This is a genomic window from Planococcus sp. PAMC 21323 (assembly GCF_000785555.1).
Taxonomy (GTDB): Bacteria; Bacillota; Bacilli; order Bacillales_A; family Planococcaceae; genus Planococcus.
This window is the reverse complement of record NZ_CP009129.1, coordinates 701,725-717,625: the sequence shown is the minus strand read 5'-3', so window position 1 is coordinate 717,625 and position 15,901 is coordinate 701,725. Positions and strand designations below refer to the sequence as shown.

Annotated in this window: 15 protein-coding genes; 5 read left to right on the top strand and 10 right to left on the bottom strand. The window is 39.0% G+C overall.

Annotation, left to right across the window (positions count from 1 at the left end):
* Positions 1–125: 125 nt before the first annotated feature.
* The gene (locus PLANO_RS03600; protein ID WP_038703082.1) at positions 126–2,147 is read right to left on the bottom strand and encodes a penicillin-binding transpeptidase domain-containing protein; all 2,022 of its coding nucleotides are present in this window, start codon (positions 2,145–2,147) and stop codon (positions 126–128) included.
* 222 nt (positions 2,148–2,369) lie between these two features.
* On the opposite strand from PLANO_RS03600, the gene PLANO_RS03595 reads away from it, so the two are divergent.
* Complete coding sequence (locus PLANO_RS03595) at positions 2,370–3,647, top strand: glucose-6-phosphate isomerase (protein WP_038705366.1); 1,278 nt, start codon at positions 2,370–2,372, stop codon at positions 3,645–3,647.
* 153 nt (positions 3,648–3,800) lie between these two features.
* Positions 3,801–4,382 carry a biotin transporter BioY gene (locus PLANO_RS03590; RefSeq protein WP_038703080.1) on the top strand — a complete coding sequence of 194 codons (582 nt, stop codon included), beginning with the start codon at positions 3,801–3,803 and terminating at the stop codon, positions 4,380–4,382.
* 41 nt (positions 4,383–4,423) lie between these two features.
* Here the strand turns inward: PLANO_RS03590 and PLANO_RS03585 are convergent, their stop codons facing one another.
* The 4 genes from PLANO_RS03585 to PLANO_RS03570 form a co-directional block, all read right to left on the bottom strand.
* Positions 4,424–4,897, bottom strand: a complete 474-nt coding sequence (locus PLANO_RS03585; protein ID WP_038703078.1) for a HEAT repeat domain-containing protein — start codon at positions 4,895–4,897, stop codon at positions 4,424–4,426.
* Positions 4,898–5,014: 117 nt separating this feature from the next.
* On the bottom strand, positions 5,015–6,262 hold the full coding sequence (locus PLANO_RS03580) for a cysteine desulfurase-like protein (RefSeq protein ID WP_038703076.1): 1,248 nt from the start codon (positions 6,260–6,262) through the stop codon (positions 5,015–5,017).
* A gap of 198 nt (positions 6,263–6,460) precedes the next feature.
* Positions 6,461–7,423 carry a TRM11 family SAM-dependent methyltransferase gene (locus PLANO_RS03575; protein ID WP_038703074.1) on the bottom strand — a complete coding sequence of 321 codons (963 nt, stop codon included), beginning with the start codon at positions 7,421–7,423 and terminating at the stop codon, positions 6,461–6,463.
* Positions 7,424–7,491: 68 nt separating this feature from the next.
* Entirely contained in the window at positions 7,492–8,427 is a 936-nt protein-coding gene (locus PLANO_RS03570; protein ID WP_038703073.1) for a ketopantoate reductase family protein, read from the bottom strand.
* Positions 8,428–8,627: 200 nt separating this feature from the next.
* Between PLANO_RS03570 and PLANO_RS03565 the strand changes: the two genes are divergently transcribed.
* On the top strand, positions 8,628–9,179 hold the full coding sequence (locus tag PLANO_RS03565) for a TVP38/TMEM64 family protein (protein WP_038703071.1): 552 nt from the start codon (positions 8,628–8,630) through the stop codon (positions 9,177–9,179).
* Between the two features lie 113 nt (positions 9,180–9,292).
* The gene (locus PLANO_RS03560; RefSeq protein ID WP_038703069.1) at positions 9,293–10,066 is read left to right on the top strand and encodes an alpha/beta fold hydrolase; all 774 of its coding nucleotides are present in this window, start codon (positions 9,293–9,295) and stop codon (positions 10,064–10,066) included.
* A 56-nt stretch (positions 10,067–10,122) separates the two neighbouring features.
* Here PLANO_RS03560 and PLANO_RS03555 read toward each other — a convergent pair whose 3' ends face one another.
* On the bottom strand, positions 10,123–10,899 hold the full coding sequence (locus tag PLANO_RS03555) for a 3-hydroxybutyrate dehydrogenase (protein WP_038703067.1): 777 nt from the start codon (positions 10,897–10,899) through the stop codon (positions 10,123–10,125).
* 22 nt (positions 10,900–10,921) lie between these two features.
* Positions 10,922–12,241, bottom strand: coding sequence for a GntP family permease (locus PLANO_RS03550; RefSeq protein WP_038703066.1), 1,320 nt, complete (start codon positions 12,239–12,241; stop codon positions 10,922–10,924).
* A 190-nt stretch (positions 12,242–12,431) separates the two neighbouring features.
* Between PLANO_RS03550 and PLANO_RS03545 the strand changes: the two genes are divergently transcribed.
* On the top strand, positions 12,432–13,313 hold the full coding sequence (locus PLANO_RS03545; RefSeq protein ID WP_038703064.1) for a LysR family transcriptional regulator: 882 nt from the start codon (positions 12,432–12,434) through the stop codon (positions 13,311–13,313).
* Positions 13,314–13,391: 78 nt separating this feature from the next.
* Here PLANO_RS03545 and PLANO_RS03540 read toward each other — a convergent pair whose 3' ends face one another.
* From PLANO_RS03540 to PLANO_RS03530, 3 genes are all read right to left on the bottom strand, one after another.
* Entirely contained in the window at positions 13,392–14,219 is an 828-nt protein-coding gene (locus PLANO_RS03540; protein ID WP_038703062.1) for an undecaprenyl-diphosphate phosphatase, read from the bottom strand.
* Between the two features lie 183 nt (positions 14,220–14,402).
* A complete protein-coding gene (locus tag PLANO_RS03535; protein WP_038703060.1) occupies positions 14,403–15,065 on the bottom strand; it encodes a reverse transcriptase-like protein in 663 nt (220 codons plus the stop codon).
* 124 nt (positions 15,066–15,189) lie between these two features.
* Complete coding sequence (locus PLANO_RS03530; RefSeq protein ID WP_038703058.1) at positions 15,190–15,846, bottom strand: potassium channel family protein; 657 nt, start codon at positions 15,844–15,846, stop codon at positions 15,190–15,192.
* Between the last annotated feature and the right edge of the window lie 55 nt (positions 15,847–15,901).

The following is a 15,901-nucleotide window of genomic DNA, read 5'->3' as shown; positions in this document are numbered from 1 at the left end:
CAATGAAATTAACTAGTGACGAACATATTTTCTATCTGTTATTCTTTCTATTCAATATTTTCAGGGAAATTCCTGCAACATAAAAGCCACCCACAACTAATAGTTGCGAGTGGCTCTTTAGATTTTTATCTAGCTTTATATTCTTCAAACACTTTTGCTGCAAATCCAGCGACGTAATCACTGCCGCCATTATCTTCAATCGACTCGATCATCATTGCTAGAATAAAATCTGGACTTTCTGAGTCATAGGCTACAAAGAAACCATTTTCTTGTCCTTCTTCACCTATTTTCCCTTTTAGTTCAGCTGTACCTGTTTTCCCTGCAATTTTTACTGTTTTACTGTTAGCGGATTGTGCATAACCATCTACAACGACATTACGCATTCCGTCACGGAGAACTTTGGCATTTTCTGCACTTAGTAATCCGTCTTTCCAAACTTGGCTTTTTTCTTCATCGATAAACAATAATGGCTTGTACATCGTGCCATCTGTTAAGAACGGCTCATACATCGTAGCCAGATGCAGAATATTTGTTAGCATCTGTCCTTGACCAAATGAAGAGTCGGCCAATTGCCCTTCTGAGCCGATTGTTCCTTCATTGGAAATTTGAGATGATTGCAGTGCTAATGCAAATGGAATGTCTTCTCCAAATCCAAAGTTTTTCAATCCCGAAACAAATGTCTCATTCCCCATTTTGAGCGCTTGTTGTGCAAAATATATATTGTCCGAATAAACCAATGCTTTATTCAAATCGATTGGGTTTGGCGCTTCGGGGTGTAAACGACTAACACGATAATCTCCCCAAGAACTATCTTTTTGCCATGTAGCCCCGTCAATTTGGAGGCCTTCTGTTGGATTCAATGTGTCCGCTTCTAATCCAATTGCTGCAGTTATGGGCTTAATTGTTGAACCTGGAGCATAAGCTGCACCGAAACGATTAAATAGCGGATTTAATGGATCTTCGTTTAATTCTTTAAAGCGATCTCCGCTAATTCCCAACATGTATTCGTTTGGATTATAGGCTGGCGAACTAACTAAAACTAACGTTTCCCCTGTTTCTGGATCAACTGCAGCACTTGTTCCTGCTTCGCCTTGCATCGCTTCATACGCAGATTTTTGCAATTCTGCATCGATTGTTAAAACAACAGTTTCTCCATTTTCAGCAGGCGTTTCAGTAATTGTTATTTGTTCTCCATTGTCACCTTGCTTTTGGATAAATAGCTTTATGCCATTCTTGCCATGTAGACGTTCTTCTAACGTTAACTCAAGTCCTCTTCGTCCGATAAAATCCGTCGACTTATATCCTTGGTCTTTAAGTTCTTCTAACTTCTCAGCAGTAATCGGGCCAATATAACCGCTCAAATGACCAAGAGCTTCTTCGTAAGGATATTCGCGCATAGCCGTTTCTTGATAAGTTGCACCAGGTATAGTTTTTACTTTATCTAGCAATTCCTTATCATTTTTAGCAGCTTTGGAAATTGGAACAAATTGATCCTCTTGAACCCAGCTTTGGTTCATTTTTTCGTCAATAAATTCAACAGTAATTCCGAGAACTTCTGCCAGTTCTTCTTTATTAGTCTCATCAGTAAAACTTTCAGGAACTACACCAATGTTGTAACCTGTACCGTTTATAGCTATAGGTTTTTGGTTTCGATCAAAAATTTCCCCACGTTCTGCAGTTGTTGTCGAAACTCTAACTTCATCGTCTTTTTCTAATTGTTCAAATATATATGAAGGATCCCATTCAACAAACCAGTCTTCCGTTTCATCTTGTGATTCAAACAACAAAGTCATCGTTTTCTCAAACGCAACTGGTCCTGCAAGTGTATCCATTTTAATTTGAACAGGGAAATCGGCTGGCTTTTCAGGATCCCACTCTGTTTCTTCAGACGGCTTTGTATAACTCACTTCAACGTTTTTAATCGCTAAGTCTTCGTAATACTTTTGTTGCCGTTCGACAAAATCCTCTGTTGCATATGCACCTTTCGTTCCTTTATTTAAATAAGCGCTATACATTTCCGTGAATTCTTCATTGTTCCAATGTTCTATGTATGCTTTAAGCCGATCTTCAGGCGTTGGACTTGGTTGACAGCCTGCCAATAAGATCAGGAAAGCCATTGCTAGAATAATTGTTATTTTTTTACCCACAACATAACCCCCAATTGTTTTCTTTATTTTACCAATAAATAGCTATAAGTTGAAAGAGTAAGCACTTTACGATAAAAATTGATTTGTTAAGCCGCAAAGTGAGTTTAACCGATACTTCAATTTATCATGATCAATTACAATTTGCCTAGTTTTGCTTTTGATAATTACGCAACTTCCAGTTTTTATATGGTAAACTGAATAATAAATGACAGGAGGCTAATTATGATTGAAATTACATATTCACAATCAATCGGTTCCGTTTTAACACTTGAAAAAAGAACACAATTAAAACAAATTCACGAAAACCTTTACAACAAACAAGGAAAAGGCTCAGACTTTCTTGGATGGTTGGATTGGCCAAGTACGCTTGATCAATTATTTGTCGAAAAAGTTGAAAAAACTGCAACTCAAATTCGCGAAAAAGCAGATGTCTTGGTTGTTATTGGAATTGGCGGATCTTATTTAGGCGCTAAAGCTGTTTTGTCATCACTTGATCCTTACTTTAAAAAAGAATCTGGGTTAGAAGTCGTTTTCGCTGGTCACCAAGTTAGTGGCGAATATTTAAAACAATTGCTTGCCCATCTAGAAGGCAAACGTGTAATGGTAAACGTTATTTCAAAATCAGGCAAAACGACTGAACCTGCTCTCGCTTTCCGTTTCTTAAAAGACTATATGGAAAAACGCTATGGTCAAGAAGCGACAGAACGAATTATCGTCACAACAGATGCTGAAAAAGGTGCCTTACTGACATTAGCTGAAGAAAATGGTTATGAGCGTTTTGTTGTTCCCGCAGACGTTGGTGGACGCTACTCGGTATTCACAGCAGTTGGACTGGTGCCGATTGCAGCAGCAGGCTATTCGATAAAAGATTTGCTTGCTGGTGCTCTAGATGCTGAAAAGCTTTATAATAATACGAACTTTGATGAAAACGTGGCTGTTCAATACGCTGCTATACGCCATCAACTATATGTTGAAGGTTTCACAACTGAAGTAATGGCGACATTCGAACCAAAGCTATCATTTGTTCAAGAATGGTGGAAGCAATTGTTCGGCGAAAGTGAAGGTAAAGAAGGTAAAGGTATTTTCCCTGCATCTGTTTCTTTCACAACCGATTTGCATTCGATGGGACAGTATATTCAAGATGGCAAACGCAATTTGTTTGAAACTTTCCTTTTAGTCCAAGAAGCAAACGAAGACTTAACCGTTTTCGAAGCTGAAAATGATGGCGATGAACTAAACTATCTGGCTGGACTTTCTTTACAAGAATTCAACCATGTCGCTCATAAAGGAACTTCAAGTGCGCACTTGGATGGTGGCGTTCCTCAACTAAGTTTGACAATTCCAAAACTTGGTGAATTCCAATTGGGTCACTTATTGTATTTCTACATGATTTCATGTGCGTATAGTGCTTATCTGCTGGACATCAACCCATTTGACCAACCAGGGGTTGAAGATTATAAAAACAATGTCTTCAAATTGTTAAACAAACCTGGATTTTAACTTTAAAGAAAAGCTGACCTTCTCGAAAGGTCAGCTTTTCTTATTTTTAGTGTTCTCTTTTGGTTGTGTTAACCTAAATTAAATATAAGTTGACTTAAATTTATTCTCTCATTATACTTAATTTATTCAGAAAAGTAGGGGGAATAAAACAGCATGACCACGACTACCGTTAGATCCACAAATCATTCTCGCACCTTGCAATTAGTACATATTGCCTTGTTTGCCGCTTTAATGGCAATTGGTGCAAACATTGCTTCGTATTTAATAATTGGTGGTGTACCGATCACACTTCAAACGTTCTTTGCTATTTTAGCAGGCATCCTTCTCGGCAGTCGCAAAGGTGCCATTTCCATGATTGTCTATGCATTAATTGGACTTGCTGGCGTTCCTGTTTTCGCAAAATTTTCTGGTGGTATGGATACAATAATTAGTCCGACTTTCGGATTTATCTTATCCTTTATTCTAGTCGCTTATGTAGTTGGACTAATTGTAGAAAAATTGCCTTCTAAAAAAGGATTTGTTATTGCAGCATTAATCGGAATGGCCGTCAATTACCTGTTTGGTACCAACTGGATGTATGCAGCCTACAAATTGTGGTTTGCTGCACCTGAAGGCTTTACGTACAAAATGGCTTGGGCGTGGATGGCTGTACCACTTCCAAAAGATTTGATCCTAGCCGTACTTGCTGGATTGTTCGGTTTCCGTTTAAAACCTATTATTCAAAAATATCTCTAAAAAAACCCGGATGCCATAATGGCATCCGGGTTTTGAATTTATTATCTACGGCGTGGTTGTTTAAAAGGAGCTGCTTTCCATTGCTCTTCTAACCATCTCTCGAAATCTTCGCCTTTGTCGCCTTTGTACGTATCGTAAATATCGCTACGCATTTTCTGCAATTTTTCTTTGAATTCTTCGTAAGTGTGCCCTACTGGCAAACTTTTTTTGATGCGCACAAGTACTTTAGAAGTATCTTTGATCAAATCGAATTTTTTACGTTCTGGCATATGAACGTTTTCGCCAAAGTCTTTTAGTTTCTCGTAGGCAGCTTCTTGCACTTGATAAACCGAATCGTGGTTCATGCGGTGTGTCAACAAATCGATTGTTGGCTCGCTTTTCCAGTTGCCAAGTTCTTCAACCGCAGCCAAACGTTCTTTCCAATTAGCCTGTCGGTTTGCAGCTTTTTTCAATTCGTCGTAATTCGGTGGTAAGTTTGTCGGTGTGTTATCAGAGTTACTGTTCGTTTGTGTCAAAATTTCATTCTCCTTTGTTTATGTCCCTTTATGGGAAATAACGTAATGCTCTCCGTTGGCGGAACAAGTTCCTTTCAGTATAACACCAACTCGCGCAAAAGGAAAAAAGTCGATTATTCATACTACAGTTTCAGCAAGTGATTTTATTGCGTTGATTAAGCGATCGACTTCCTCTTTTGTACTATACGGCGCAAGACCTGCACGAACCCAGCCGCCATTACCGTTCACACCTAGCACATCCCCTAGTGTTGATGCGTAGAAATGCCCTGCTGCAACAAATATACTTTGTTCTTCAGCTAATCTTCTACAAATTTCTGCAGGAGTAATGCCAGTTACCTGGAAAGCAATAGTTGGTGTTTTCGGAACATCGGCTGCAGCCTGCGTGACATGAACACTTTCAATTGCTGACAACCCTTCACGAAGTCGATTGGCCAAATAGTTTTCATGACTTTCAATTTCTTTGATGCCACTTACAATGCGCGCTCTTCTTGTTTCCCCTTCGCCAAACTGTGCAAAAAATTCAATAGCTGGAAGAATACCGGCAATGCCTTCGTGATTTTGCGTGCCAGTCTCTAGCTTATCAGGATAATAGCTTGGCGAAGTGGTCAGCTTATAAGGCTCCAGATCCTTAAAGATTTCTTCTTTAATTGCGGCAATGCCGATATGCGGTCCAAAGAACTTGTATGCTGAGCACAATAAAATATCAATCTGCATTTGATCGCGATCCATTGGTAAATGCGGTGCAGCATGAACTGCATCCGCTACGAGTAGCGCGCCTACTTTTTTTGCTCGTTCTGCGAATGGTTTGAGATCGACGATGGTCCCAATGGCGTTAGAGGCCATGCCAATTGCTACAACTTTCGTTTTGTCATTGATGAGTTGGTCTAGTTCTGTTAAATCTAATGTTTTTGTCTCAGTATCAACTTTAACCCAGCGAACGGTTAATCCACGGTCTTCTGCCATCATGATCCACGGATCAACATTAGCACGGTGGTCCATTTCAGTAACGACAATTTCGTCACCCGGATTGAAAGTTTTTCCGAGTGCATTGGCGATGGCAATCGTCAATGTGGTCATATTGGCACCAAACGCGACTTCGTTTGCTTGGACGTTTAAAAAGTCAGCGACTGCGGATCTAGCTTCTGAAATGACTTTCTCCGTTTCCCAACTAGACGGGAATGCCCCGTGAAGATTGGCGCCACCTTTTTTCATATAGTCAGCAATGGCTTCTATTGCGGTACCTACAACTTGTGATCCTCCTGGACCATCAAAATAAGCGACCGTTTTATCTTTATAGGTTCTAGTTAAAGCTGGAAATTGATCTCGAACTTGGGTAATTGGAAAAGTAGTTTCAGTAGACTTCATCATGTGCAGCTCCTTTTTGGGTAGGGTACTATTATCGTATTCAATTTTTTGATAGAATCTCCTTTATTGTTTAATGATTTTGTGGGATACTGTCCGACTTGGCTGAAATACTGTCCGTTTCACTTAAAATACTGTCCGATTCATGACAAATACTTGCCAAACCCGATTTCAAACAAAAAACGCCGCTCATCGCGACGTTTAAACAGCTTTTTGACACAACACAATTTCACGCAAAAACATTCCTTTTTTAGCGATGCTGCGATCTATAATAACAAATCCAGCTTCTTCAATCATCTGGTCCATCGTTTCGATTGTAACGACCACTAATTTTTCTGTAACTGGATAAGCAGCTTTTAAAATACCCAATTGGTCTGCTGGAGTAGCATGTGTGTATAAATTATAAGGCATGTCAATAATGGCGACATCGTAAGTCGATTGCACTTCAGCAATCGGCCCCACTTCAACCGTGCCAGTCAATCCAAAATGCGCAATATTTTCACGCGAACCTTCGACAACGAGTGGATTGATGTCGCGACCGACAATATCTATGCCCATAGATAAGGCTTCGACTAACACAGTACCAATACCACAACACGGATCAATCACTTTAATCCCTTGCGGATTTGGCACCGCAATATTGGCAACTGCACGAGCTACACGCGTGCTAAGAGCGGTTGAATATTCTCTCGGTTTTTTCATATGTTGAAACCATATGGGTTCATTTTGTGAATAGCGCCCGAAATACCAGCGACCTTCAAAAGGAATCAATCCAAACGTCACATCCGGTTGATGAACGTCTGCTTCGCCAGTAATCGCTGATCCAATTTGCCGTTCGACATCACGCTTTCCAGAATAATCAACTTGATCTTGTTCAGACAAACCATTGATTTTCAAAAAAATGACTTTGAACGTGTCTTTTGCCATATCTACTTTCGCAGATTGCTCAAGTATTTCTTGTAATGTATCGCCTTCAAAAAGCACTTTAATCTGCTCTTTTATAAATGGACTACGGCTTGGGTCTATCTCCACTTTACTCTTGATAATTTTCTCATTGGTGTCGTTGCCAAAAAATGCGCGCATTTCCATTTGGCATAACGCTTTTTCGTCGTTTGTATAGGCGTATGTATAAATATAGTCACCTGTTGCAGTTAATCGATTCAATTCATCCCGTCCTTATCTGCCCATCTATCAGGACAATATCCCATAAGTATAGCAGATTTAACGCTTTGCTACTCGACTTGCATATCATAGTTTGCTTCGATGACTTTTATGATTCCAGTAATCAAGTCATTATAAGGCGTTGGGATGTTATGTTTTTCCCCAAGCTTTGCTACTGCGCCATTAATTGTGTCGATTTCTGTTTTTCGTTTATGTAAAACATCCATTAACATCGAAGATTTATTGGTAGGAAACTGTTCTTGCCCCATTTGGGTGCATGTTGCGATCATTTTTTCTGAATCGACGATAACTCCTTCTGCTTTAGCGATTGCGATCGCCTCAGTTACAATATTTCTCAATAAACTTTGACCATCTTTTGTATTTAAAATATCGCCATTTCGCAAACGTGTCAGTGCCGTTAACGAATTATAAGCAACATTGACGAATAATTTATTCCAAATAATCGTTTGAACATCTTCGGCTACTTCTGTTTCCAATCCGGATTGATTTAGTAATTCAACAAATTTGATTAACTTTTCCTGCGTCACTTTGTCAGTAGACTGACCGATAAAGTTTGTGCCAAAGCCGCGGTGAAGAATTTGTCCAGCGGCTTCTACGCTGGCGCCACAGCCTAGTGTTCCAGCAACAATTGAGTTATTTGGGAAAACATCTGCAATCGTCTCCAAATTTCCAAGACCGTTTTGCATTGTCACGAACAGCGTTTGCGGAGAAAATGAGTCTTTTAGTTGCATTAATACTTTGTGGGTCGCATGAGTCTTTAACATAACTAACACGACATCATAAGAGGTGTCTGAAACCTGTTGGATCACTTTTAAGGGAACGATTGTTTTTGTGTTGTCACGTTCAATGATCGTTAATCCGCTTTGGTTGATTTGATCAACGTGTGGATTATTCCTGTTATATTGAAAGACTTCAGGCGTTTGCGCTTTTAGACGCCCAGCAAACAAACTGCCCATTGCGCCTGCTCCGATAATTAATATTTTCATCAAATCCCTCTTCTCCATTAATATTCTTTACTTCCTAATTTCACACTGAATATAGCACAATAGAAATCCTTGTTTGAGGTGAATGTCACTTACCCACTACTTCTTTCCTGAATATACCATACTGAAAAACTTCTTGCTTTTCCCCATATTTTAGCTTATCCTTCCTAATTAGAAAGTAACTATAGAGAGGTCGGGATCGTATGGATCAATTCGATCAATCCCTCGAAGTATTCATGGACAACGTCGGCTGGTTAGCACCATTTTTATTTATATTATTGCATTTGTTGCGTCCTTTGTTGTTCTTGCCAGTTATTGCTGTTTGTATTGCTGGCGGGTATCTTTTCGGATTTTTTGAAGGCGCGTTTTTATCATTTATTGGTTTGACCTTGATGAGTTGGGTATCATACATATTGGTCAATAAATTCCCGAAGTTTCAAGCGAAAATGTCACGACTAAAAGACAAAATCTTTCCAGATCGCACCTTATCAGTTGCCCAAGTGATGATTTTACGTATCATGCCTTTTGTACATTTTCATTTATTGTCTTTGTATTTAATGGAAATGACAAAATCACTTAAAGAATATATGGTTATTTCTGCATTGGGATTAATTGCTCCAGCAGTTCTCTACACTGCTTTTGGACGGGCAATTTCAGAATTACCGTGGTACCTCACTCTGAGCATGTTTTTATTGTTGGCAGTTGTTTTTAGCTTTATTGAAAAATTCCAGAACTCTCGACCAGATTCCAATTAATATGAGTTAGTAAGCACAACTTGCTGTTGTGCTTTTAATTTTGCTAACCAGTCATTTTTATTTATGCTTAGGGTATACCCATTACAAGAGTTTATTTATAAAGGAGGATGACCATGCCGGTATTCACACGCAATGAGATCGATTTATATTACGAAGATAGTGGAGAAGGACAGCCTCTTCTATTGCTTCACGGATTGACGAGTAATTCTGCCATGTTTTATCGCGAAATGGAATTTTTTAAAAAAACTCGCCGTGTCATCGCGATAGACTCTAGAGGTCATGGAAATTCTAGCCGCCCAGCTCAATATACGTTACAAGATCATATAGAAGACGCACTAGCGCTGATTTCCCATTTAACTTTAGATACTGTGGATATTCTTGGTGTTTCTATGGGCAGTTATATCGCACAGGGAGTGGCCATACAAGCTGCTACGAAAGTAAACAAGCTCGTATTAGTTGCTACCAAATCTTATAGTGAAAAGGCGTCATTAGCCGAACTTTTTGATCGATATCCTGAAAAATTTGATGGCTTGAGCATTTCCGAAAAAATGAATGCTTCTACTCGCTATATATACCATAACCAAAATAAGATTCGTGAATGGAATAAAAAAACAGCAGAAAACAGTCGTTTATTAACTATAAAAGAGCAAGGAATCGCTGGAGACGCTATAGAGATATTCGACTTTCGCTCACAACTTTCTACTATTACAGCAGAAACATTAGTCGTTAGCGGAAAGCATGACGGTTTGAACCCTTCTGAAAAAGGGCGCGAAACAGCAGTGGCTATTCCAGACGCGACTTTCATGGAATTTAAACGTTCTGGTCATGCTCCTAATGTAGAACAAGATCGTTTATTTCTCGGAGTTACTGAAAACTTTCTTGACTAGTTTTGTAAAGTGATAACGAAAAACCCGTCCAGCACAAACGCTGGACGGGTTTATTTTTATTGAGCTGTATAGCCACCATCTAGAACGACAGCTTGTCCTGTGACTCCTGATGCTTTGTCACTTGCTAAGAACATTGTGTAATCCGAGATTTCTTTTACAGCCAACAAGCGTTTTTGAGGAATTAATGGGTATAACACTTCTTCAAAAACTTTTTCAATCGGTACATTGCGTGTCTTCGCCAAATCATTCATCTGATTTTGAACAAGTGGCGTGTCTACATAACCTGGACACATCGCATTAACGGTAATGCCGTGTTCTGCGCCTTCAAGTGCTGCTACTTTTGTTAAACCGATTACCCCATGTTTTGCACTGTTGTATGCGGCTTTCCCAGCAAATCCAACAAGACCATTGATCGACGCCATATTGATAATTCGGCCTGACCCTTGCTTTTTCATGATTGGAAATGCATGCTTGCTCGCGATAAACGGTGCAATTAACATAATGCGAATTAACAACTCATACTTCTCTGTTGGAAATTCTTCAAGCGGTGAGATGTATTGCATGCCTGCATTATTGATAAGAACATCCAGTGATCCATAATGAGCAACTGTTTGTTCAATAACATTTTTAATATCTTCCTCTTTTGTCACATCACATTTGATGCCGATGCAATCTAATCCTTGTGATGTTAATGTCTCAGCTGCTTTTACGACAGCTTCTTCATCAATATCTGATAACACAATTTTCGCTCCAGCTTTTGCAAAATCACTACTAATTTCATAACCAATTCCGCTAGCAGCTCCTGTTATTAAAACGACTTTATTGTCTACCATTTTATTCCCTCCAAAGCTTTTGTTAAATTCCAAGTCCTAATGAAAACAGGATAATGGCAATTGCTAGTCCAAGTAATGGCACAATGACGGTTACAGCACCGACAGCACCATAGGCAGCTTTATGCGTTTCTCCACAAATCCCACGAATTGTTGTTACGACATAACCATTATGCGGCAATGAATCTAGTGCCCCAGACGAAATAGCAATTGTACGGTGAAGCGCTTCTGTGTTTACACCCATATCGATATAGTGCGGTGCAAGAAGTGGCAAGGCAATAACTTGTCCTCCTGAAGCCGATCCAGTTAATCCGGCAATAACGCTGACAGCAATAGCGCCACCAATTAAAGGACTACCCGGAATGCTAGTCATCGCATCTACTGCTACTTGGAAAGCTGGTACAGATTTCGCAACGCCACCAAAGCCAACGACAGCAGCCGTGTTACCGATAGCGATCAAAGCACCAATTGTTCCATCAGATAAAGCTTTTCCTAAGTTCGTGAAATATTGGCGGTTCAAAAAGTATGTTGTTAGAACTCCACCTAATAAGGCGATGATCAATGCAGATGTTTTCAACGAATCGTGGAAAACAAACGAAATTCCAAGGACAACTACTAACGGGATCAAGCCCATGATTGGGTTTGGAAGCTTACGATCTTCTATTACAGGATCTGTTGAACGAGCTTCAAAACGTTCTCCTTTGTTAACTGCTTTTTGAATCATTCGTTTCAGCCACCAGTAACCAAATACAGCCATAAAGACAGCTACTAAAATGCTGACTTCCCAGCCTGCATACGGGCTAGTTTTTAAGTATTCAATTGGAATCCAGTTTTGGATTTCAGGTGAACCAGCAGACGTCATTGTGAATGTTACCGACCCAAGAGCTAAAGCTGCTGGGATAAAACGACGCGGCAAATCTGCTTGTTTGAACAAGCTAAGTGCCATTGGGAAAACCGAGAATGCGACAACGAATAAGCTAACTCCGCCGTACGTTAAAACAGCACAGGCGATAACAATTGCAAGTACAGCTTTTGATAAACCAAATTTCCCAACTAGCCATCTTGAGACGCTATCCGCTGCCCCACTGTCTTCCATTACTTTCCCAAAAATTGCTCCTAGTAAGAACATCGGGAACCAAGCAGTTATAAATCCAGAAAAACTTGTCATATAATTTGTTAATAAGTTCGCTTCGCCTTCTCCAACCAATTGTGGAAATAATGGCAAACCACTAAAAAGTGCTACAAATAATGCAGATATCGGACCCGCAATTAATAAGTTCATGCCTCTCATCGTAAAGACGATTAAAAGAACAAGTCCCCCAACCATTCCAATCATACTCAACATTTAAAATCCCCCTTTTTTTCTTTAACGGCAAATTTGAAAACGCTTACTTCTTCTTTTAGAAAAGCCGCCAAATTTTCTAAATATTTAGTCCTGTTTGCTTTCATTATTGTACAACCACAAAAAGAATAGGTAAAATGAATAATAACTATAAGTTCTATAACAAATAGTTATAGAAAGAAAGAGGTTCACAATGGACATTCGACAACTAACTTACTTTGTAGCAGTTGCTAAACACAAAAGTTTTACAAAAGCTTCTCTTGCACTTCACGTGACACAACCCACTTTAAGCAAGATGGTACGAAATTTAGAAGATGAAATGGAAGTTGTCTTGTTTGATCGTTCTTCACGTCAAATTGGATTAACTGATGCTGGTGCAGTCGTGTATGAACAAGCGCAAAAAATCATTCATAGTATTGATGACTTATCGACGTCTCTTTACGATGTAATGAATTTAAATAAGGGGAAAATAAAGATTGGGCTGCCTCCGGTCATTAGCACCTTATTCTTTCCGACCATCATCGCCGAATTTCAACGTGCTTATCCAGAAGTCTCCATCATCTTGGCAGAAGATGGTGCCAAAACTGTCGAACGAAAAGTAGCTGAAGGAGATGTTGATTTAGGATTTGTAATGCTTCCTGTGGATAAAGAGAAATTCGATGTAGTCCCATTCGTTGATCAAGAAATAAAATTATTAGTACACGAATCCCATCCACTTTCCCATCATGACACAATTGATTTGATTGAATTTAAAGATGATCCATTTTTACTGCTCAGTAAAGAATTTACGTTAAACAGCCGAACAATCGAGTTTTGTGTAAGTGAAGGGTTCACGCCAAAAATTGCGTATGAAAGTTCGCAATGGGATTTCATCGTCGGCATGGTCGAAAAAAACTTAGGCGTTACATTAATGCCAAAATTGATTTGCGACCGCGTAAAAGATGGTCCTTTTAAAATGATTTCCTTGAGCCATACGTTTCCTTGGAGACTGGGGATTATTATGGCGAAAAATCGTTATGTACCATACGTTTCGCGCGAATTTATTTCCTTAGTGGAAAAATTGCCTAAAGTATGACATAAAAAAGAGCTCCCATAAGGAAGCTCTCAAGCTGTGGATAAAGTCCAACTATGCAGTTCTAAGTTTAAATTATAGTTACCGAAAAACAATGATAGCTAAAATAGCCGCTAACACAAGTCGGTAAATTGCAAATGGCATTAGTTTAATACGTCCAATCAATTTCAAGAAGAAACGGATAGATATTAGCGCAAAAACAAAAGCCGATAAAAAGCCGACGATATAAAAGGATAAATAGTCCATCGATAAAGTATCCCAATTCTTCAATACCGATACTAAGCTCGCGCCAAACATAATCGGGACGGCCATAATAAATGTAAAGTCGGCAGCTACCCTATGGTTTAACCCAAACAATACGCCTCCTGAAATGGTGGCACCAGAACGAGAAAAACCTGGCCATAGCGAAAGACATTGCACGAATCCTATTTTCAATGCTTGAAAATAAGTAATGTCATCTAATGAATTTACAGTCGGCTTTTTTGGCCCAAACTTGTCGGCAACAATCATTAAAATTGCACCTGCAACCAATGCATAAATTACTGTTTCTACACCAAACAAATGGTTGTCGATCAAATCTTTAAAAGTAAATCCTAAAACGACCGCAGGCAACATACCAATAATCACATGCAATAAATTAAATCGTGTACTTTCTTGTTGCCCCTCCATTTTATAAAGGCCAACTAAACTAAATAGCCGTTTCCAAAATACGACGACAACCGCTAGTATTGAACCGAGCTGAATTACGATTTTAAATGTATTTGCAGGGTATTTCCCTAAAAACTCCTGCGATTTCAACCACATATCATCCACAATGATTAAATGACCTGTGGAAGAAACAGGTGCAAATTCCGTCATGCCTTCTACAAATCCTAATATTAATGCTTTAAATAAATCAAACCATTCCATGAATCTTACTCCTGCTTTCTATAATAAAATAAGTTCTCTATGACTCTCCCTCTACGCTCTTTTATAATCACTCTGCTTATGTTCAACTACTATAGAACGTTTTGGCTATAGAAAGGTTTCGTGCCATTATTACAGCAAAACGCTGCAATGTATCAACCCCAGGACAATGCAGCGTTACTTTGATTATTCTTTTAATAATTCAGTTGTTGACGCAATTGATATGCCTTTTAATGCTTGTGTAGCTAATTTATCAGCTTCTGCATTTTCTTTACGTGGAGTTAATTGATACGCCTCTTGAAGGCCCAGCTCTTTTACCTTTTCTTTTATTCGCTGTATCCATGGTCCTAACTTATCCTCGATAACTGGCCACTCGCCTTCCATCCTATTGATGACAATTCGCGAGTCCCCAACAAAAGAAATTAACTGTCGCCTTACTTCAAGCTCCTCTAACTCTTGAAGACAAAAATAAAGAGCAGCATATTCTGCTTCATTATTTGAACTTAACTCATCCAGCTTTGCATTTGTTCTGCGTCTATACGATTTACCGTTTTGTTTATAATAAATTACACAGCCTAGACCTGCATTTCCTGAGGAAAGTTCGTAGCCTCCATCAAAATAAACTTTTATATTATGAGGTTCTGTTTCGATTTCCTTTAAATAAGCTTTTACTTCTTTTAAAGTCCAACTGCTATCAAATTGATCTTCAAATTGAATCTTTTTAACTCTCCCTGTTCGCTCTAAATCTTCTGCTATTTGAACAACTTCTTCTGCTGTCATTTCTTCTGATAAAAAAACGGTTTCTATTCCTTTAGGAACTCCATACATCCATTCGATTCGGAACTTCATCTATCGTCCCCCTATCTTTTATAAACGCTCTTTATTTCTTATTTCTATTATTCCCGCTTAGTTTTTTTACTAAACGACAGTCGCACCTAAAAGGTCTGCTAACTCTAGAGTTAGCAGACCTTTTTTACAAGTTTTTTTCTTCTAAGCGCTTCAAGTCATCTTTATGGCCCATTATAATTAGCACGTCATCCTGTGCGACCATGTCATCAATGGCAGGTGCAATGTTGACTTCTTCCTGCTTTTTAATAGCTAAGACTATACAATTAAAGTTTTTTCGAATATTCATATCTATCAATGTTTTATTTGCCATTTTGCCAGAAGCAACTAACTCGATAATACTGTAATCATGAGAAAGATCAATATAATCGACAATCTTATCAGAATCAACATGATGGGCAATGCGAATGCCCATTTCTTTTTCCGGTTGAATCACACGGTCCGCTCCAACTTTATGAAGGATTTTTTCATGTTGAAGATCCCGCGCTTTTACCCAGACTTTTGGCAAACCAAGCTCTTTTAACATTAATGTACACAAAACACTCGCTTGCAGATTATCTCCAATAGCTACAATTGCATGTTCGAAATTTCGGACACCCAAGGATTTCAGCTGATTTTCATCTGTTGCATCTGCAATGACTGTATGAGCAGCATATTTTCTTAAGGCGTCCACTTTATCTGGATTGGTATCGATGGCCATAATTTCGTGACCGAGGCTATGCAGTTCCTTACAAACACTGCTGCCAAAACGGCCTAACCCAATGACCACAATTTGTTTTTTCACATGCTTTCCTCTTTTCTGTTTAGTTTCATACCCCTACTTTATTCTCAAAATGGAT